General features: G+C 59.2%; 10 protein-coding genes. 3 read left to right on the top strand and 7 right to left on the bottom strand.

Annotated features, from left to right (window positions below; all coding sequences use genetic code 11):
* The first annotated feature begins 120 nt into the window (after positions 1 to 120).
* The 3 genes from ACWR1S_RS25675 to ACWR1S_RS25665 all read left to right on the top strand — a co-directional run bounded on the left by ACWR1S_RS25675 (position 121) and on the right by ACWR1S_RS25665 (position 10,121).
* Complete coding sequence (locus ACWR1S_RS25675) at positions 121 to 2,697, top strand: hypothetical protein (protein ID WP_454565439.1); 2,577 nt, start codon at positions 121 to 123, stop codon at positions 2,695 to 2,697.
* Complete coding sequence (locus ACWR1S_RS25670) at positions 2,609 to 5,350, top strand: hypothetical protein (protein ID WP_454565456.1); 2,742 nt, start codon at positions 2,609 to 2,611, stop codon at positions 5,348 to 5,350. The genes ACWR1S_RS25675 and ACWR1S_RS25670 overlap by 89 nt, the downstream gene beginning before the upstream one ends.
* Before the next feature lie 127 nt (positions 5,351 to 5,477).
* Positions 5,478 to 10,121: an NEL-type E3 ubiquitin ligase domain-containing protein gene (locus ACWR1S_RS25665; RefSeq protein ID WP_454565438.1), complete on the top strand. Its 4,644-nt coding sequence runs from the start codon at positions 5,478 to 5,480 to the stop codon at positions 10,119 to 10,121.
* A 49-nt stretch (positions 10,122 to 10,170) separates the two neighbouring features.
* Here the strand turns inward: ACWR1S_RS25665 and dnaB are convergent, their stop codons facing one another.
* The 7 genes from dnaB to rnr form a co-directional block, all read right to left on the bottom strand.
* The gene (gene dnaB / locus ACWR1S_RS25660; RefSeq protein WP_053116810.1) at positions 10,171 to 11,568 is read right to left on the bottom strand and encodes a replicative DNA helicase; all 1,398 of its coding nucleotides are present in this window, start codon (positions 11,566 to 11,568) and stop codon (positions 10,171 to 10,173) included.
* 120 nt (positions 11,569 to 11,688) lie between these two features.
* Entirely contained in the window at positions 11,689 to 12,135 is a 447-nt protein-coding gene (rplI, locus tag ACWR1S_RS25655) for a 50S ribosomal protein L9 (RefSeq protein ID WP_003186385.1), read from the bottom strand.
* 19 nt (positions 12,136 to 12,154) lie between these two features.
* Complete coding sequence (locus ACWR1S_RS25650; protein ID WP_016983782.1) at positions 12,155 to 13,048, bottom strand: hypothetical protein; 894 nt, start codon at positions 13,046 to 13,048, stop codon at positions 12,155 to 12,157.
* Between the two features lie 36 nt (positions 13,049 to 13,084).
* Positions 13,085 to 13,315 (bottom strand): 30S ribosomal protein S18, encoded by a 231-nt coding sequence (rpsR, locus tag ACWR1S_RS25645; protein WP_002551829.1) that lies wholly within the window; start codon positions 13,313 to 13,315, stop codon positions 13,085 to 13,087.
* A 29-nt stretch (positions 13,316 to 13,344) separates the two neighbouring features.
* Positions 13,345 to 13,767, bottom strand: coding sequence for a 30S ribosomal protein S6 (gene rpsF / locus ACWR1S_RS25640; protein ID WP_016771938.1), 423 nt, complete (start codon positions 13,765 to 13,767; stop codon positions 13,345 to 13,347).
* Positions 13,768 to 14,073: 306 nt separating this feature from the next.
* Positions 14,074 to 14,841, bottom strand: coding sequence for a 23S rRNA (guanosine(2251)-2'-O)-methyltransferase RlmB (gene rlmB / locus ACWR1S_RS25635; RefSeq protein ID WP_016983783.1), 768 nt, complete (start codon positions 14,839 to 14,841; stop codon positions 14,074 to 14,076).
* On the bottom strand, positions 14,838 to 17,468 hold the full coding sequence (rnr, locus tag ACWR1S_RS25630; RefSeq protein WP_454565437.1) for a ribonuclease R: 2,631 nt from the start codon (positions 17,466 to 17,468) through the stop codon (positions 14,838 to 14,840). The genes rlmB and rnr overlap by 4 nt, the downstream gene beginning before the upstream one ends.
* Between the last annotated feature and the right edge of the window lie 280 nt (positions 17,469 to 17,748).

Raw genomic sequence — 17,748 nt, 5'->3', positions numbered from 1 at the left:
ACAGCCTGCGCCAGGCATGCCTGACAACACCGACAGAGGCCAAAAATCATTTCGTCAAACCCGCTAATCATCAGTCCAGAGCTTGCACGACTGATATGACAACCCTTCAAGGATGAAGAAATGTCGCCAAAGTTACCTGTCAGACGCATCGTCACTGTCGATGTCCATCCACGGCCCGGCGATCCGCCGGCCGTGCCCACACCGCGCCCGGACATGCGAAACGGCGCCTCGCCCGCACGCATCGATCGCACGCCGGACAGAACCCCGGCGCCACTCGATCTGGATGCAATCACCGCAGTGCCATCGGTCATGATCAGCCAGATCCCTTCGATGGCGGCCCCCGCGCCGGCCGTGAAGCTGCCGCTTGAGCACTACCGGATCATCGAAGCAATCCCCCTGCCGGCGCCCGACGCCGAAGGATTCAGGACATTCAAGGGCCGTCGCTACGTCGACGTCTCGGACGGTGTCGTGCACGTCGCGCGGGACCCTCAGAGCGGTCTGTACCGCGCACGGTTACCGAGCGAACGAAGCCCTTCCGGACCGACGCTGGTGCGTGATCCCGTGGGCAAGCTCTGGCACCCCCTCGAGGAATTCGAACCGGTCACCTTTGCCTTGTCCGCGACCCGTCTGCAAGCGTTTGCCACCGAACTGGATTTGCGCGCGGCGCGGCCCACACAGGATCACCTGCATCGCTACGACAACAAACTGTATGTGGTCATAGGCGACCTGAGCTATCAGGTCTTGCACGATCTCGATGCGTCTTCGCCGGCCATGACCGTAATGCGCATCGTCCGTCCTGAAGATCCCGTAGCCGCCGACGCCGGCAATGTGTATGTCGCGTCCCGCCCGGGCAGATCGGAACCGATTGTCTTTGATCTGCTCGACGGCTGGATGGGCACGCTGGTCGGCGGCGTGGCCGGCATACGCCGAAAACCCCGACGAACGGATGCCGTTGAGGCCGCCGACGTGATGTTCGAACTGCAAACGCTGGATCTGCAATTTGATCAGGCTATGGCCACCGGCGAGCGAATGCACGGCCTGTGGCAGGGGATGAAGGGGACGGAGCACGAGCGCACATTACTGGCGCGCCTCGAAGAGCACCATCAGCAGGAACTGGCCCTTCTGGATAACGCTCTCCAACTGCATATCGAGCACAAGGAGCAAGTCGTCGCGGCCAAGGGTCGCAGCGACTATCGCGACAAAATGATCATGCTGAAAAAAGGACAAATGCTGACGTACAACCAGCTCATGATCGCCAGTGATTCGCTGAAACTACTCGACGGCCCGATCTTTGGCGGCCCCCCGTCGGAACATCCTGCCGTCGCCGCTCACCTGTCGAGCAAACTGGCGATCCTGAGAAAACGCCAGGCAATCGCCGACGAGCTGACGACCCGGTGGCACGTGTCGCCAGAGGCGTTGCACGACACCGCTTTCGATCCGATCGAACTGCATGACCACGTGGCCTTTTGGGTCTACGCCAAAAGCCGTCTGCTGATCGACGAACAGGCAACAGTCGATATCAATAATGCCAACGCCAGATACCTCGCGTATTCATTCGGGCAAGTCACGTTTGCGTTTCGCGCACTCGACAGCATTCCTGCCCAGGCGCGCATTTCCGTGCTCAGTGACCTGCTGGATCAGACCGCGGCCATCAACGTGTCCTACCAGCATCTCCCCCTGCCGCCCGGCGCCGAGCATGTCAGCGCGCGGGGCGAAATCATCGAGGCCATTCAGGCTTTCGAAATAACACTGGAGCAACACCTGCAGCGTTATCACCATGAGCAGGAAAAAACCTCGGCGCTGCCCCCTCACGAACAGCCCATCGATTTCGACTTCATTCCTGCACAACAGCAACATCAGCCGTCAGCGACGCCGAGGAAAATGTTCCGCAGCAAACAGCACGGCGTCTACAAGATCCGCGTCGGCCGGCCACGTCGCACTGACGCGGGCGAAGAGCTGATCGATGTGATCAACCCGCATGACCCGACAGATGTCCTGCATACCTATGAACATCGGGAGGGCGAGTGGCGTCGACAAGTGGCCAGACACGAGAAAAACCTGGCCACCCTGACTGACCAGGCGAGCACATTGCTGGATCAATCGGCGTTGCATCTCAACACCGCCCGGCGCGATGAACGGGCCAAAGGCAACGCCAACAGCATTGTCGAGTTCCTCACGGAACGCGCCGACCATCTCGCCGATCTGGCACGACAACTCGAACGCGCGCCGAATCCGGGTCACCGCGATATTGCGCCTTTGCTGCAACGGCTGAATGACGACAGCCGCCGTCTGCTCGATGAAGGCGAAGACATCCGTGTTCGCCTGTACAAAGACCCTGCCTACCTGAGCGTCGATCGCGTCGCGTTTCTGATCAGCCATGGCCATCTCAGCGTCAGCCAGACTCAATCCCGGGTGCCATTGGGCAAGGGCAATAAAAAGGACTTTCTCGACGTCTTCTCGCTGAACGACACACAGACCGGCAAAACCCTGTGGTACGCGCACTTTCACTACGGCGAAAAAGACACCCCGGCGCTGGCGTTCATGCAGCGTCGCGGGCACTTGAAAACCCGTGAGCAAAATCGTCTGGGAACCTCATCGCAACGCCGGGATGAACAGGCCGGGCGCGCGCATGTGCGCATCTGGCGGGAAGACATCGACCTGTCCACGGCGCAGAAAATTTTCCAGCTGGCCTCATAAAACAGCCTGTCCCCGAGCCAGGGCTCGGGACCACTTTTCAAGGATGAAAAACATGGCTCCAAGAATGCCCATCAGGGGCAGTACTTCAGTTCAGGTGCATACGCGCCCGCATCAAACGCAAGAGGTAAGCGTTGCGCGCGTTGAGACCGGGCCTCGATTCGACTCAGGCATTCCCGGCTCGAGCCGCCATGGGCCGTCAGCAAAACTTGACGGTGATAGCGATCTGGATGCAATCCGGCCGGCGCCAACCATCAGAATCGAAACGGTATTGATCCACACGGAAAGTGTGCGACCTGCTCAGCAGTCGATCGAGCATTACCGCATCGCCGTTGCGGCGCTGTTGCCGGCGGCGGATGCCCAAGGGTTCAGGGCACACAAGGGCCGCCGCTACGTCGACATGGTCGATGGCGGCACCGTACTGATCGGCCTGGACGCGGACACCGGTCAGTACCGCGCCAGACTCCCCAGTGAGCGAACGCCTTCCGGGCCGCTGTTGCAGCGCGAGGCGGATAGCGGCTTGTGGCGCTCGTCGCGTGCCGGTGGTTCCGCCAGCGCAGCATTGAGCGAAACCAGCCTGCAAGCTTTTCGCACGGGCCTGGACTTCAGCACTGTGCAACCCGACGGCGATGGGTTGTTCCGGCATGGCGGCAGACGTTATGCGTTGATCCACCACCACGCGTATCAGGTCATGCTCGATGTCGATGCCTCGAGCCCCAGGCAACCTGTATGGCGCGTCGTCAATCCGCAGGATTCGGTGGCTGCCGACAGCGCAAATATCTATCGCGCCAGCCGCAGCGGCCTGACCCGAGCCATCACGCGTAACGAGAATAATGAATGGGTGGCGGCGTCACCGGGGCTGCCGGGCGGCATGCGTCGTGGGCAAGCAAATGCGGCGGCTGAATTGCCCGTGCTGTTGCAGCAATACGTGCCTATTCAGAATGCTCACGCTGCACTGACCGAATCCGTGGAGCGCTATGACGTCCTGTGGAGTGAAGCCAGAGCACAGCCAGCGGGCAGCCCGGCACAAGCCGAAAAACTCATAGCTCTAGAGGTGCACATGCTCAGGCACATCAGAAAACAAACGGAGTTTGTGCAATCGCTGGTCGACAACAGAACCTGGCTGGTGCGCCTGAAAACCAGCGCACGATTCAAAGAAGAACTGCAAACCTTCCGTATCGAAAGAGTGGAATACCTGAACAGGCTCATGGCGGTCATGGACCTGCGGACCCGGCCGGCGGAACTGAATCTGAGCGCCGAAACCTGCAGACGATGCATCGCCAACCTGCACAAAAAACTCAAGTTCCTCGACGAGCGTCAGGTCGTGATCGATCAAATCAGAAGGGCCAATCCCGGGACGGCGCCCAAGCTCGCCGAGCTCAGCGCGCAGGTGCCCAATGCCGAGCGTATCAAGTTCAATAAGCTGACCCTGTACGTCCACCTGTTTGCTGGCACACCTGACCATTCGCCACACACGACCATGCCTTCGCTTTCGTCCATCGATCTGCTCACCGGGGACCTGGCCAATGTTCCCGAACGCGAACACCCCATGGCGCTGGTGTTGACCCTCGAACAGTTGAAAAACGACAAACACCGATTTGAAAGACTGCTGGCCGCCAATAGCCCCAACCCCGAGCACATCCGGGAAATCCTCGCGCTGATTGGTCCCTTCGAAACCCGCATTGAAAAACGGCTGACGGAGATCTTCGACTCGTACGATCCCGACACCGTCCTGCCGAGGCTTGATCAGGACATCGACTTCGACTTCATCCCCCCGCAACCCGTCGACAGCGGGCAGGCCCGCGCCGCTCCAGTCAGAAAAGTATTCCGCACGCGCCAGCACGGTACTTACCGACTGCTGGTGGGCGACACCGAAACCGCTCGGGACGGCAGCGTCACTATCAATGTTGCCGATCCGCTGGGTTCAGGCAGACAGCCCCTGCGCTATGAAAAAAGACAGGGTGAATGGCTGCCGGTACGGCAACCGATCGCTCGCGCATCCAGACCGCAACTCGTCGACGAGGCGAGCCGCTTGCTCTCTGGCATCGATGAGCACGTGGCCCAGGCCAAGGCCCGCGAAGCCAGGCGACACAACCCGACTGACATCATCGAGGATCTGGGCAAGGCCACCGAACAGCTCAACGAACAGGCCAGGCGCCTGGAGCACCACGAATCGACCACCGGGGGTTCCGAGATCAGCACGCTGGCCACGCGCCTGCGCACGGCGGCCGAGTCGCTGACCGCGCAAGGACAGGAAGTCCTCGTGCGGATGTACAAGAACAAAGACGTTCTGGACATTTTGCGGCTCAACTATCTGATCGATCACGGCGAACTCAATGCGCTCAAAACGGTTGATCGCAAACCGTTGGGCAAAGGTGACAGCAAATCCTTTCTCGACGTTTACTCGATCATCGATCGCCGCGATGACACGCCGTTGTGGGAGGCCCACTTTCACTACGACAAGGCAGACCATCAGCCGCTGAACTTCACGATCGACGGCAGCCACCTCAAGACCCTTGAGCAGAGCCGGCGCGGCCTTGAAGCCCAGCGACGCGATGAACAGGCCGGGTTGCCGCACGTGCGCATCTGGCGCCAGACGTTCGATGGCCGGACCGCGAGCAAGATCTTCACGTTGGCCGGCAACGCTGCCGCATAGCTGCAATGAATTCCACGCCCGGTTAGCGGGCGTGTTGGTTACACACTCAATCAGGCAATGACGCCGAACACGCCTTCAGTTTCTGCTTGCGGAAATTGACGGACAGATTTTTCAAGGATAGAAAAACATGCCCGTAAAACCGCCTTCCAAAGGCACCACAACCGGTCACACCCCTGTTCGCTCCGACACCTCGCCAGAGCTGCACAGCCCACGACCTGACACGCCATTGCATGCAGGCACAGGGCCTGCGCCCTCGCTCGGCAATCCGCTGCGGCCGGGCAGGACAACGAACACGGCCGAGCTGGATGTGATCGAGCCGGCCCCTATCGTCACGGTTCACCCGACCACGCCAGCGCCGGCCATCGCACCTGCGCGCCCTCAGCCACTGGAGCATTACCGACTCGCCGCGGCGCCTGGTTTGCAAGACGCCGACGCGGCGGGTTTGCGCGTACACAAGGGGCGCCTATACGCCGAAATGGCCGACGGCGGTATCGTTCAGGTCGGCAAGGATCCAGACACCGGTCTGTTGCGCGCCAGACTCGCGAATGAATCGAAACCGTCCGGACCGCTGATGCTGCGCGACCCCGAAAGCGGCCGGTGGCATGCATTGGAATACGTTGAGCCCGTCACTTTCGAACTGTCGACCACCCGCCTGGAGGCTTTTCGAACCGGGCTGGATCTCGGCACCCTTGCACGCGACAGCGACGGCCTTAAGCGCTTCGACGGCAAACTGTACGCGATAATCGACAACCACAGCTTTCAGGTACTGCACGATATCGAGGCGTCCACTCCGCTGGCGGAGATCATGCGCATCGTTTGTCCAGAGGATCCGGTAGCTCACGATAGCGACAATATTTATGTCGCAACACGCCCGGGCCGCTCCGAACCGATCGTCTTCGATGCTCAGCAAGGCTGGAGGGGCACCACGACGGGCGGTGTGGGCGGAATGTTACGCAGTGATTCCGGTGTGCCTGCCCAGACAGGTCTGCTGGAGCGATTGCTCGCGGCGTTCAATCAGCTGCGCACTCCGGAGTCTCGTGCGCGAAAACTGTTTCCCTCCTACAACAACGAGGAAATCTCGACACTTCTGCGCGCTCAGGGCAATGACGTCAGAGCCTATTTGACCCGCCGCGAAAACGAGTACAAAACGCTCAAGGCCGATCTCGCTTCGTGGGTCAAAAAGACCTCCTCCGATACGCCGACTGAAAGCGCAAATCCGGCAGTGGAACGCGCCGTCGAAGAGATCAAACGCTGCTGGAAACGCCAGACCGGCACGACGCTGAAGCTTGAACTCGGTGACGCCCTCATTGCACCGTTGACGACCGACTTCAGCCATGTGCGCACACTGGAACTGAGTGCCGTCAACTGGACCGACACCGCCGACACATTCCTCGGTAACTTCGCCGCCATTGAACGTCTGACGGTGACCCGCTCAACCCTGGAGAAGCTGCCGACAAGCGTTGCTCAGATGCCCGGCCTGCATACGCTGGACCTGAACTCGAACCGCATTCGACTCAACGAGCAGACCGCTGCCCATCTGAGCGCCCTCACGCAACTGCAAAGCATTGACCTGTCGGGCAACCCGCTCGGCAAAACGCCGGACTTCAGCGGCATGAGCGAACTCAAGAGACTGAATCTGCGCGATACACAACTGGATCATTGGCCTGTCGGCTTACACGATCAAACGGCGCTGGAAATCGTCGATCTGCGCAACAATCAACTGCGCGAGATTCCGCAGGCCTGTCTCAACCCGCAAAGCACTGAGTTGCTGGCTGTCGCTCGCATCAACGCCGCCACATTGATTGAAGGCAACCCGTTTCCTGCCGGTTATTGGCGCACGCTTGAGGTGTATTGGCGGCGCGTGGTGGCCGAATATCCGGCGCTGCACGCCGATTCAAGAACCGGCGCCTTCCGGGTCGATGGCGACATTGCCGAAGTTGCGATGGTGCGGCGCATGTACCCTCACATGGACCCACGGGGCGCCCGGGAGTATCTGATTGGGCTGGGCGACGGCGCAGAAGCCGAAATAGCCCGGCGCATAGCGGATTTCGATTTGCTCGAAACGCAACTGGCCACCTACATAGCCGATAGCCAACCGGGCTCCTCCAGTGTCGTCGGGCCGCAAAGAATGGAGGCCGAGCGCGTTGCCAGAATCATCAGGGGCTGCTGGCTTCGGGATTCGGATGATGTGTTGAAACTGCCTCCGTTGTATGGCCCCCTTCCGGTTCTGACCGTGGAGTTCAGTCACCTGAAATCACTGACGCTCGACTCGATTGTCTGGTCAGACACGGCCGACACGTTTCTGTCCAGATGCCCCAACCTTGAAAGCCTGTCCATCGTCCAATCCGGCATTGATAAATTGCCCCGGGGAATCGCCGAGATGGACAAACTCAGTCATCTGGACCTGAGTTCAAACCTGATCAAACTGGATGAGCAAAGCGCTTTGGCACTGGGCGGGTTGCACCAGTTGAAACAGATCAATCTGTCCAACAACCAGCTCCGCACAGTGCCCGATTTCAGTGGCATGTCCGGGTTGCAGGTATTGAACCTGAAAAACACCGGCATCAGTCAGTGGCCCGCCGGGTTGCTGGACAAAGCCGGTCTGACCAGCCTGGACCTGAGCGACAATCGTTTGAGCGAGGTCCCCCATAAAAACCTCAACCCGGAACCGGAAACGCTCTCGGTCGTTGCCCGAATCAACAACGTTACGCGCCTCGAGAACAACGCGTTCCCTCCCGCCTACTGGAGAACATTCGACAGCTACTGGCAGCGTCTGAAAGAAACTCACCCCGAGCTGATGGAGCCTGCCGATCCCGCTGCATTTGATAGCGAAAATTCCAGAGCGCAGCGTTATCGACGTCTGTACCCGACCAAGCGCATAAAAGAGTGCAGGGAATTTATCTGGAACCATGACAAGGCGACGGTTGCAGCCCGGCTTCTCGCTCTGGAGCAAGAGTTCGACGTGCTGAAAGGTCAGCTCGACGCCTGGGTATATTCCGGGGCAGGTACTCGACAAGGCTACATTCGAGTCAACCAACTACAAATCAATGCGCAGGCGCGAAATGACCGGATTGAGGCACGCAATCGAATCATCAGTTGCTGGCGCCGCGAAACGGAGCAGAAGCATGCCGTCGACGGCACGCCGATCGGCCTGGAGCTTGACCTCAGCGGACTGACACTGCCGACCTTGCCGGATCTGAGCATGGACTTCAGTCATGTCGGTTCGCTGGTACTGAAAAACATGAACCTGACGACTTCGCCGGAGGGTTTCCTGACCCGGTTTCGCCATTTACGCTGGCTGGACATGTCGAACAACCGGCTCCGCGATTTGCCCCCGGCCGTGGGCGAAATGCATGGCATGACACGCCTGTTTCTACAGCGCAACCAACTCGAACTGACCGCCGAAACCGCCCCGATCCTGGCAGGACGCACGACGCTGAGAGCCCTGTATTTAAACAACAACCCCCAACTCGGCGTGATACCGGACTTCAGCCAGATTACCGATATGCGTACCGTCAGTCTGGCGGGCACGGGCCTCAGCCAATGGCCAACCGGCCTGTTTGATCAACCGATGCTCAGTGATATCGACTTGAGCAACAATCGGATAACCACGATTCCTGACTTTGTCGCTGCACCTGCGCCAGATCGTCTTGCGCACTCCGTACAAGTAAACAGCGGCACCCTGGTGACCAACAATCCATTGTCCAACGCCACCCCCCTGCAGTTATTCGCTTATCACGAACGACTGAGATCAGCTGGGACAGCGCTCAATCGAAGACACAATCTGATTACTACATCAGTCGCCGTAGCGCGTCAGCCCATGGCGACGACGGACGCCGAGCCAGCCCCCATCTGGACCGTTGAGTCGTCCGCAGATCAGGCCACTGTCAGAACAGCTTTATGGCGTACGCTGCGCGAGCAGGAAGGTTCGGACGGCTTCTTCAGCATCCTCGCCAGCCGCGCTGGCCACTCTGACTTTCGCCGTCAGGCCTGGGAAGTGATCGAGGTCATCAGCGAAAACAATCCGCAATCCAGAGCCCTGCGCCGAGAGCTGTTTGATCGCGCATGCGAAGCTGGCTGTACCGACCTTGCGGCAGCCACTTTTACCGACCTGCAAATTCTGGTCTTGACCCACAAGGCCCGAGTGCAGGCCCGGCAGGATCTGGACGGCACGCAATTGGTGGACTTATCCAAAGGCCTGTTTCGACTCCGGCACGTCGACGACATCGCGGCCGCAGAAATCGCTTCCAGCAGGACGATCATCAACGATCCGGCAACCTCCGTAGAGCAACAGAATATCCATCGCCTGCGAATACGCGATCCCCATGAAATGACGATGGCTTACCGCTTTGGTCTCAGGGATCGGCTGCAATTACCATTTCAGCCTGAGTCACTGACCTTTATCGGCATGGCCGGGGTGACACCGGCCATGCTTGATGCGGCCTACCAAAAAGTCATTGCGCTGAAAGGTTCACCCGAAGAGTTTCAGGCGTTGGTGTCGATGGATTTCTGGCAAGACTTCATCACCCACAAATATCAGGTGCAATTTGATGCCGCTCGCCAACCGTTTCAGGATCAGCAAGCGGTGCTGGACAGCCAGTCAGCGCAGCGTCTGCTGACAGCGGCGCAATACTCGGCTCAAACTGATGATGTGACCGCACAACTGGCGATTGCCGAGGCGGCATTGATTCGGACGCTGACACGTCAGGAACTGCAACCGCGAGCATCCAGGGAGACACCTGCGGCTGAGGTTTCGATTCCGGCGCAATAAACCTTTCGGCAATGCGCAGAGCGACTGGTCGATTGGATTCGGCCAGTCGTTACTCGTCGTCGTCGAAGTTGTAGCTGCCCGGCGCGAGGTTTTCGAAGCGGGTGTATTTGCCGATGAACGCCAGGCGGATAAAACCGATCGGGCCGTTACGCTGCTTGCCGATGATGATTTCGGCGATGCCCTTGTGCTCGGTTTCCGGGTGATACACCTCGTCGCGGTAGACGAACATGATCACGTCGGCGTCCTGCTCGATCGCTCCGGATTCCCGCAAGTCGGAGTTGATCGGACGTTTGTTCGGCCGCTGCTCAAGGGAACGGTTGAGCTGGGACAGCGCCACCACCGGGCAATTGAATTCCTTGGCCAGGGCTTTCAAGGACCGCGAGATTTCAGAAATCTCGTTGGTTCGGTTGTCGCCGCCGGATCCCGGAATCTGCATCAGTTGCAGGTAGTCGATCATGATCAGGCCGATGTCACCGTGTTCACGCGCCAGACGCCGGGTACGCGCACGCATCTCCGACGGGCTGATACCGGCGGTATCGTCAATGAACAGCTTGCGGTCATTGAGCAGGTTGACCGCCGAGGTCAGGCGCGGCCAGTCATCGTCTTCCAGTTGGCCGGAACGCACCTTGGTCTGGTCGATGCGGCCCAGCGAGGAGAGCATACGCATGACCAGCGATTCGCCTGGCATTTCGAGGGAATACACCAGTACCGCTTTATCGCTGCGCAGTACGGCGTTCTCCACCAGGTTCATCGCGAAGGTGGTTTTACCCATCGACGGACGACCGGCGACGATGATCAAGTCAGCCGGTTGCAGGCCGCTGGTTTTTTCGTCGAGGTCGGTGTAACCGGTGGACAGGCCGGTGATGGCATTGTCGGTGTTGAACAAGGTGTCGATGCGGTCGATGGCCTTGGTCAGCAAGTCATTTACGCCCACCGGGCCGCCGGTTTTCGGACGGGCCTCGGCAATCGCGAAGATCTGCCGCTCGGCTTCGTCGAGAATTTCCTCGGCGGTGCGGCCTTCCGGGTTGAAAGCGCTGTCGGCAATCTCGGTGCTGATGCCGATCAGTTGGCGCAACGTCGCACGCTGGCGGACGATCTGCGCATAGGCCTTGATGTTGGCGACGGACGGCGTGTTTTTCGCCAACTCGCCGAGGTAACCGAGGCCACCGACTTGCGAGGTCTGACCTTCCTTGTCCAATTGCTCGGCAAGGGTCACGACGTCGATCGGGGAGTTCTGATCGGCCAGTTTGGCGATCGCACGGAAGATCAGACGGTGGTCATGTCGATAGAAATCGCCGTCGGAGACTTGATCGAGCACGCGTTCCCAGGCGTTGTTGTCCAGCATCAGACCACCGAGTACAGCCTGTTCGGCCTCGATGGAATGCGGCGGCACCTTCAGGGCAGCGGTTTGCAGATCGTATTGCTCGGGAGCGGAGATATCGTTCATGGCCACTTGAGTAGTTTGGAAAAACAGGGAGTTCAGAAAGACAAAGGGCACGACCTGTAAACAGGATCGTGCCCGATGTTAACCGTCTGACGGACAAGCCGCCAGCCGATCAGGTGTTACTTAAGCTGCTACCACGACAACGCGTACGGTGGCTTCAACTTCGGCGTGCAGGTGCACAGCCACGTCGAATTCACCTACGTTGCGGATGGTGCCGTTCGGCAGACGAACTTCGCTTTTCGCAACTTCAACGCCGGAGGCGGTCAGTGCGTCAGCGATGTCGTGAGTACCGATCGAACCGAACAGCTTGCCTTCGTCGCCAGCGGTGGCAGTGATGGTCACTTCCAGCTCGGCCAGTTGGGCAGCACGGCTTTCAGCCGATGCTTTACGGTCTGCGGCAGCTTTTTCCAGCTCAGCACGACGCTCTTCGAACGCAGCCAGGTTGGCAGCGGTCGCAGCGGTAGCTTTGCCGAAAGGCAGCAGGTAGTTACGGCCGTAACCGGCCTTAACGTTTACTTTGTCGCCCAGGTTGCCCAGGTTGGCGATTTTTTCCAGAAGGATCAGTTGCATGTGGAAATCCTCTTAACTTTTAACCTTCACCGTTCGCGTTATCGGTGTCTTTCGACACGTGACGACCGCGAAAATCAATCAGGCTGTCGACAATGGCCAGGACCACGAGCAACGGATAGATCAGCTGCATGAACAACAGCAGCGTGACGTACAACCCCACCAGCCAGAAACCGGCCAGTCGCTTCTGCCCGACCAGCCCGTGAATCAGGGCAAGTCCGGCGAACACCAGCGGTACACTGCACAACGGCGTCAACATGGCCATCTGTGCACCGAGATTCGGGCCCAGAAGCATCAACGCCAGCAGTAACATCGCCGGCCCCAGCGGGATCCGGATGGCGCGAAACTCGCGACCAAAACCACCCGGGTTGTACAACAACGCCTGCCAATGCCGCCCGACAATCAGGCTCAGCACGCTGACGATTTGCAACAACGCCGCAATCAGTCCGGTCAGGACTGGTGCGATCAGGGACGCGAAACGCGCTTGCTCATCGACCGACAATTGCTTGTAAGTCTCACCGAGAAGCGCCGGCATGACCTTTATCAAGGCCTGCGCGAGCATCTCGATCTGGGCCGCAAACGCAGCCCCGAGCACCACTGAAAACACCACTCCAATCACTACGCTGACCAGCAGCGTGCGAACCCAGGACTCACTTGCGCGCAAAACCAACGCAAGTCCCGAAGACCCCAGCAGCACCAGAAGTGCCCGTGGGTCATCGGCATACAGCCACCAGATCAATGCCGGCAGCAGCCCCAGAGACAGAACACCCAGGGCGTCCGTCAGTCCGCGCCGCAGCAGCACAAGGCTCCCGGCGGCAGCGCCCAACCAATACAACAACGGCAATGTTGCACATCCGGCCACCACGAGAGTGGCCTGCATACGGCCTCGCATGATGAACTCAGCTAAGGCACGCATGCATTCAATCCTTTGCTACTTGTCGACTGCCCGGTCTCAGCGGCCGTGGCTGTCGGTGTAGGCCAGCAGGGCCAGGAAGCGGGCGCGCTTGATAGCGGTGGCCAGCTGACGCTGATAACGAGCTTTGGTACCGGTGATGCGGCTTGGAACGATTTTGCCGGTCTCGGATACGTAGGCTTTCAGAGTGTTGAGATCTTTGTAATCGATCTCTTTCACGTCTTCAGCGGTGAAGCGGCAGAATTTACGACGACGGAAGAAACGTGCCATTTGATAGGCTCCTTAATAAGGTCCGTGGATTACTCGTCAGCGTTATCGCTGTTGTCGCTGTCATCACTATCGGTGCCTTCGGCGCCTTCGTGCTCAGGACGGTCGCGACGCTCACGGCGCTCACTGCGGTTTTCTTCAGCCTTGAGCATCTCGGACTGGCCGGTAACGGCTTCGTCGCGACGGATGACCAGGTTACGGATCACTGCATCGTTGTAGCGGAAGTTGTCTTCCAGCTCGGCCAGGGCCTTGCCAGTGCACTCAACGTTCAGCATCACGTAGTGAGCCTTGTGAACATTGTTGATTGCGTAGGCCAGTTGACGACGGCCCCAATCTTCCAGACGGTGGATTTTGCCGCCGTCTTCTTCGATCAGCTTGGTGTAACGCTCAACCATGCCGCCGACTTGCTCGCTTTGATCCGGGTGGACCAAAAAGATGATTTCGTAATGACGCATGAATGCTCCTTACGGGTTGTAGCCTGCCGCTCAAAAACGGTCAGACAAGGAGTGAATGACACTTATGGACTTGCTGGCGCGGGGCACATGCGTGCCTGCCGTCACAGCAAGGGGCGCAATTGTAGAGAAGGGATAGAAGAGGTGCAAGGCAATTGGTGATTATTTGAACAACCCCCCATTCATGCCACACCAAAAACACTGTGGGAGCGAGCCTGCTCGCGAATGCAGTCTGTCAGGCAACATTTACGTCGACTGACACTCCGTTTTCGCGAGCAGGCTCGCTCCCACATTTGAATCGTGTACGACTCAGGACTTCTTCGCAGCAGCCTTGGCTTTCGCACCGCGCTGACGCTGGGCTTCGAACAGGCACACGCCGGTCGCTACCGAGACGTTGAGACTGCTGACGCTACCGGCCATCGGCAGCTTCACCAGATAGTCGCAGTGCTCGCGGGTCAGGCGACGCATGCCTTTGCCTTCGGCGCCCATGATCAGAATGGTCGGGCCAGTCAGATCCTGATCGTAGATGCTGACTTCAGCTTCGCCTGCCGTGCCGACAATCCACAGACCGCGCTGCTGAAGTTTTTCCAGGGTGCGGGCGAGGTTAGTCACCGCAACCAACGGAATCACTTCTGCCGCACCGCAAGCGACTTTACGCACGACCGGGGTCAAGGTCGCCGACTTGTCTTTCGGCACGATCACCGCCAGCGCACCAGCCGCATCGGCCGAACGCAGGCAGGCACCGAGGTTGTGCGGATCGGTCACGCCGTCGAGCACCAGCAACAGTGGCGCGCCTTCGGTGCGATCGAGCAGCTCGTCGAGCATCGCTTCGCCCCAGACCTGGCTTGGGCTCACTTCTGCGACCACACCTTGATGCACACCTTCAACCCAGGCGTCCATTTCGCGGCGTTCGGCCTGACCGACCTGGACACGATTTTCGTTGGCCAGCTCAACCAGGGTCTGCACGCGCGGATCGTTGCGGCTTTCAGCCAGCCAGATCTGCTTGACGCGTTTCGGGTGGTGACGCAGCAACGCTTCTACCGCGTGAACGCCGTAGATTTTTTCCAACTGACTCATGACTTCGCCTTCGGTTTACGTGCCCCGCCACTTTTGGCTGGAGCCGAACCCGCTTTTGGCGGGCCTTTACGGTGTTTGCTCGGTTTGGCTGGCTTGCCGCCGGAGGCCTTTTCAGGCGCCGACCGTCCGGTCTTTCCCCCGGACGCCGCTTTACCACCGTTTTTTGCGTCGGAAAGCAGCGCTTTCTTCATTTCACGGCTTTTGCGCAGCTCGGCGTTTTTCGCCACAGCGTCGCTTGGGCGATAGGCTTCGGCAGCCTTTTCCTTGGCCGGACGGCGACCAGCGGTTTTCGCTGGCGCCGCTTCGGCTTTTTCCTTGGCGGCTGGCGCAGCCGTTTCAGCACCACGCTTTTTCCGACCGATCGGCGCGCTGATGGTTTTTTCGGCCATCTCGAAGTCGATCTTGCGCTCGTCGAGGTCAACGCGCATGACGCGCACTTCGACGGTATCGCCCAGACGGAAGCTGCGACCGGTGCGCTCGCCCGCGAGGCGGTGATGCACAGGGTCGAAATGGTAGTAATCGCCCGGCAGCGCGGTGACGTGCACCAGGCCTTCGACGTAGATGTCGGTCAGTTCGACGAACAGACCAAAACCAGTCACCGCAGTGATCACGCCCGGGAACGATTCGCCTACGCGGTCCTTCATGAACTCGCACTTGAGCCAGTTCACCACGTCGCGGGTCGCTTCGTCGGCACGGCGTTCGCTCATCGAGCACTGCTCGCCGAGCTGCTCCAGTGCCGCTTCGTCGTACGGATAGATACGCGCCTTCGGAATGGTCATCGCCCCGGCACGACGAACGTGCGGGGTGTCCTGTTTCGAATGGATCACGCTGCGGATCGCGCGGTGCGTCAGCAGGTCCGGATAACGACGGATCGGCGAAGTGAAGTGGGTATAGGCTTCGTAATTCAGGCCGAAGTGACCCTGATTGTCAGCGCTGTACACCGCTTGACTGAGCGAGCGCAGCATGACGGTCTGGATCAGGTGGAAATCCGGACGGTCCTTGATGCTCGCCAGCAGTGCCTGGTAGTCCTTCGGCGACGGGCCGTCCTTGCCTTTGTGCAGGGACAGGCCGAGTTCGCCAAGGAAGGCGCGCAGTTTTTCCAGACGCTCCGGTGGCGGGCCGTCGTGGACGCGGTACAACGCAGGTATTTCGTGTTTCTTGAGGAATTCGGCGGTGGCCACGTTGGCCGCCAGCATGCATTCCTCGATCAGCTTGTGCGCATCGTTACGGGTGGTCGGACGGATTTCGGCAATCTTGCGCTCGGTACCGAAGATGATCCGGGTTTCCTGCGTTTCGAAATCGATCGCGCCGCGAACGTGACGAGCGGCCAGCAGCACCTTGTACAGCGCATAAAGCTGCTTGAGGTGCGGCAGAACGTCGTTGTACTCACCGCGAAGCTGACGCGCCTCGGTGATTTTCGGTGTTTCCAGCATCGCGCTGACTTTATTGTAAGTCAGACGAGCGTGGGAATGGATCACCGCTTCATAGAAGCAGTAGTCAGTCATTTCGCCGGACTTGGAGATGGTCATCTCGCAAACCATGGCCAGACGATCAACGTGCGGGTTCAGCGAGCACAGGCCGTTGGATAGCTGCTCAGGCAGCATCGGCACGACGCGCTCGGGGAAATACACCGAGTTGCCGCGCACTTGCGCTTCGTTGTCCAGCGCCGAACCGATCTTCACGTAGCTGGAAACGTCGGCAATCGCCACGTACAACTTCCAGCCGCCGGAGAACAGGCGCAACTTGCCCGGTTTGGCTTCGCAATAAACCGCATCGTCGAAGTCACGGGCATCTTCGCCGTCAATGGTGACGAACGGCAGATGGCGCAGGTCGACGCGCTTCTCTTTGTCTTTTTCTTCGACTTCCGGTTTGAGCTTGGCGGCTTCTTTCAGCACCGCTTCAGGCCAGACGTGCGGAATATCGTAAGTGCGCAGGGCCACATCGATTTCCATGCCCGGCGCCATGTAGTTGCCGACCACTTCAACCACATCGCCTTGCGGCTGGAAGCGCGGCGTCGGCCAGTGAGTGATTTTCACCTCTACGAACTGACCGATCTGCGCGTTGGCGTTGCGGCCCGGCGTAACCAGCACTTCCTGCTGAATCTTCGGGTTGTCTGCGACAACGAAGCCGATGCCGCCTTCTTCAAAGTAGCGGCCGACGATGGTTTCGTGAGCCCGGGAGACCACTTCGACGATCACGCCTTCGCGGCGACCGCGACGGTCGAGACCGGAAACACGCGCCAACGCACGGTCACCGTCGAATACCAGACGCATTTGCGCGGGGCTCATGAACAGGTCGTCGCTGCCATCGTCAGGGACGAGGAAGCCGAAACCGTCACGGTGACCGCTGATGCGGCCGAGAATCAGGTCGAGTTTGTCGACCGGCGCGTAAGTGCCACGGCGGGTGTAGATCAGTTGAGCGTCGCGCTCCATGGCGCGCAGACGGCGGCGCAGGGCTTCGACCTGGTCTTCTGTGGTCAGACCAAACTCTTCGACCAGTTGCTCGCGGGCAGCCGGCGAACCCCGATCGGCGAGGTGCGCCAGGATCAGTTCGCGGCTAGGAATAGGGTTTTCATATTTTTCCGCTTCACGAGCGGCCTCGGGATCGAGGGACTGCCAATCGGCCATTAGAGAGTTTTCACCTTGTCTATATGCGGGTTAGTTTGGCATAGGCGCCATGAAACGGGAAATTTCCGACTCTATAAGCTCCTTATCAAGGGCTGCAGCGTCACTTGAAAGCCGTTTTGAATACCGCTGGTAAAAAAAATCATATTTTTTGCTGAGAGGGGTTTACAGTTAAAAAGACGCTCCGTATAGTGCGCGCCATCGACGACGCACAAGCGTTGCCGATACTGCCCAGATGGTGAAATTGGTAGACACGCCAGCTTCAGGTGCTGGTGACCTTACG

Source organism: Pseudomonas sp. AIG (assembly GCF_977020205.1).
Note: the sequence above shows the minus strand (reverse complement) of the source record. Positions and strands in the feature narration are given on the sequence as shown.

Bases quoted from the DNA above. Each gene is read 5' to 3' on its own strand.
- ACWR1S_RS25675 (WP_454565439.1), top strand. From the start codon at position 121: ATGTCGCCAAAGTTACCTGTCAGACGCATCGTCACTGTCGATGTCCAT.
- ACWR1S_RS25670 (WP_454565456.1), top strand. From the start codon at position 2,609: ATGAACAGGCCGGGCGCGCGCATGTGCGCATCTGGCGGGAAGACATCG.
- ACWR1S_RS25665 (WP_454565438.1), top strand. From the start codon at position 5,478: ATGCCCGTAAAACCGCCTTCCAAAGGCACCACAACCGGTCACACCCCT.
- dnaB (WP_053116810.1), bottom strand. From the start codon at position 11,568: ATGAACGATATCTCCGCTCCCGAGCAATACGATCTGCAAACCGCTGCC.
- rplI (WP_003186385.1), bottom strand. From the start codon at position 12,135: ATGCAACTGATCCTTCTGGAAAAAATCGCCAACCTGGGCAACCTGGGC.
- ACWR1S_RS25650 (WP_016983782.1), bottom strand. From the start codon at position 13,048: ATGCGTGCCTTAGCTGAGTTCATCATGCGAGGCCGTATGCAGGCCACT.
- rpsR (WP_002551829.1), bottom strand. From the start codon at position 13,315: ATGGCACGTTTCTTCCGTCGTCGTAAATTCTGCCGCTTCACCGCTGAA.
- rpsF (WP_016771938.1), bottom strand. From the start codon at position 13,767: ATGCGTCATTACGAAATCATCTTTTTGGTCCACCCGGATCAAAGCGAG.
- rlmB (WP_016983783.1), bottom strand. From the start codon at position 14,841: ATGAGTCAGTTGGAAAAAATCTACGGCGTTCACGCGGTAGAAGCGTTG.
- rnr (WP_454565437.1), bottom strand. From the start codon at position 17,468: ATGGCCGATTGGCAGTCCCTCGATCCCGAGGCCGCTCGTGAAGCGGAA.